This is a genomic window from Lacticaseibacillus manihotivorans DSM 13343 = JCM 12514 (genome assembly GCF_001435035.1).
Taxonomy (GTDB): Bacteria; Bacillota; Bacilli; order Lactobacillales; family Lactobacillaceae; genus Lacticaseibacillus; species Lacticaseibacillus manihotivorans.
The window spans coordinates 1-2,235 of the sequence record NZ_AZEU01000140.1 but is presented as its reverse complement, the minus strand read 5'-3'; the positions used below and the strand labels follow the sequence as shown (position 1 = coordinate 2,235).

Sequence of the window (2,235 nt, the reverse complement as noted above, 5' to 3'; positions counted from 1 at the left end):
GTAGGAATAGATGTCTCAATTAGAGAGTACACGCAAATTGCTTGGAATTACAGATACAAATATTAATATTCAAGACGTTCGCGAAGACTTCCACGGCAAGGGGGCTGGTCGCAAGAAATACCTAGTGATCCGCGCCGAACTCACGTACACGCTCACGCACTGCCCACAGTGCGGTTTCCCTGATCTTCACAAGAACGGACACAAGCTCACCCACATCCACGTTGAGGGTCCGTCAGATCAACCTGTAGTTCTTGAACTAAACAAACAACGGTGGCGCTGTTTGAATTGTCATACAACTTGCACGGCGACGACACCCGTTGTCAAAGCGAACCATTCAATTGGAAACAAACTGGCAATAGACGCCTTAAAACTTGCCAGTAAGTCGCTCACAGTAAAAACCATTGCGCTACTTCTGGGAATCTCCACGAACTCCGTTCAAAGGGCACTTGACGACAATATCCATCCTCACGCCAGTCGTAAGCTCCCAGAGAATCTGTGCTTTGATGAGTTCCGTTCGACTAAGTCGGCGATGTCTTTCATTTGTATAGACGCCGATACCGTAAGCACCCAACCAAATGACGTTCAATAATCAAAAGCCCAGTATCTAAGAGGCGACTTTTCCTCTCAGATACCGGGCTTTTGAACTTGATATAAGGCCAGATTCTTATGACTGCTTCCAATTCCATGACAAATACTGCCCCAGATATTCGAATTTTCGATTCTCGGGATATTGTGCCATTTCGTCTAGGACTTCCGTCAGATAAGTCATCGGATCGATCGCGTTGGCTTTGCACGTCTCGATGATACTCATCAAAATTGCATTTGCACGCGCACCCTCCGGGCTGGTACTGAACAAGAAGTTCTTTCGTCCCATGACATAACTCTTCATGTTGCGTTCTGAAGCGTTATTGCTAAAGTCCACCTCGCCATACTTTAGTAATCGGTCAACGTACGGTCGCATGCCCTCTGCGTAGGCAACAGCTTTACCTAGATTACTCTTTGGTAAAGCATCACACGTACCACACCACATCCAGAACCGTTTCATCAATGGTGAAAGCTTGCTACGACGACGTTTTCGGCGGGCCTTTGGTGATAGCTTTTGCCACTGTTCCTCAAGTGCAAACATCGCATCAAGTAACTTCAATGGAACACTCGTATCTAGCGTCTTGGAGACACGTGCTGCTTCAAAGAACTTACGACGCACATGGGCCATGCAGGCAACTCGTTCAATCGCTAGCCCGTTATATCCGGCATATCCATCACATTGAAGGACACCACTAAAGTTTGCGTATAGTTCTTGGGCAACACTTTGACTGCGATGTGGATCGTACTTGAAATACACCATCGGTGTGGGGCTCTTGCGCACTGTTCGGGCAACCCACATGTATGACTTATCTGTTGCCTTACGGCCATTCTCTTTGAGAACTTGAGTTGGGGTCTCATCTCCTTGAAGAAATTTCTGCCGGATCAAGCACTGATGCATTCGATCATAGATCGGCGCTAACAATTCTGCGCTATCGATCATCCAATTGCTCAACGTTGTTTCACTCACCGCCAACCCAGCACGTTTCCAGTCTTGCAGTTGGCGATACAAGGGAACATCTAGCTCATACTTATCATGAATCACCTTGGCAAGTATCGAGGACGTGGCGACGCTGCGCGGAATGACAGCGTTAGGCAACTTTGCTTGAAGAAACTCTGGATCTTTCTCACCGTCAATGCAAACTTTCTTATAAGTTCGAACATAGTAGATGATTTTGGCTACCTTCGCTGGAACGTAAGTTGCACTAGTACGCATCTTACGACGTCCAATTGACACTAACTTCCAGCCTGGCGCACACTTGCGTTGCTCATCGGTAATATCAATTGTCTTCTCAATGGTTTCGACTTCGCGGCCAAGCTTCTCATTTGATTTCTTGTTTTTCTTTCGGGCATAGGCTTTGACATGAGTTTCTTGTTCGGCAACGGATAAGGCTGCTTGGGCTTGCTCAACCTGTTGGGCAAACAAGGAAAGCTGATTAACATCCATAGGCTTTGCGTGCTCAGATTTTTGACCGAATACTTGCTTTCTAAACCACTCAAGCTGAGTTTCTAATTCGTCAACCTTTTGCCTTAACGCGAGTACTTCCGCATGTTCATCGACTACTACCGTTTCGCTCATGTCCTCACCACCTTATTCTTGATTTAGACTTTACCACTCCTTTGCTGATTTGAATACGACTTCTTTGGTGGATT

1 protein-coding gene and 1 pseudogene are annotated in these 2,235 nt (G+C 46.4%); one reads left to right on the top strand and one right to left on the bottom strand.

Going from position 1 to position 2,235, the window contains the following annotated elements; genetic code table 11:
• Nucleotides 1-10: 10 nt before the first annotated feature.
• Nucleotides 11-559 (top strand): annotated as a pseudogene (locus FD01_RS08260) (transposase family protein); the annotation flags it as partial.
• A 105-nt stretch (nucleotides 560-664) separates the two neighbouring features.
• Here the strand turns inward: FD01_RS08260 and tnpC are convergent.
• Nucleotides 665-2,161 carry an IS66 family transposase gene (gene tnpC, locus FD01_RS08255; RefSeq protein ID WP_056963666.1) on the bottom strand — a complete coding sequence of 499 codons (1,497 nt, stop codon included), beginning with the start codon at nucleotides 2,159-2,161 and terminating at the stop codon, nucleotides 665-667.
• Nucleotides 2,162-2,235 lie beyond the last annotated feature (74 nt).

Excerpts from the sequence above, each read along its gene's own strand:
- tnpC (WP_056963666.1), bottom strand. The coding sequence starts at position 2,161 with ATGAGCGAAACGGTAGTAGTCGATGAACATGCGGAAGTACTCGCGTTA.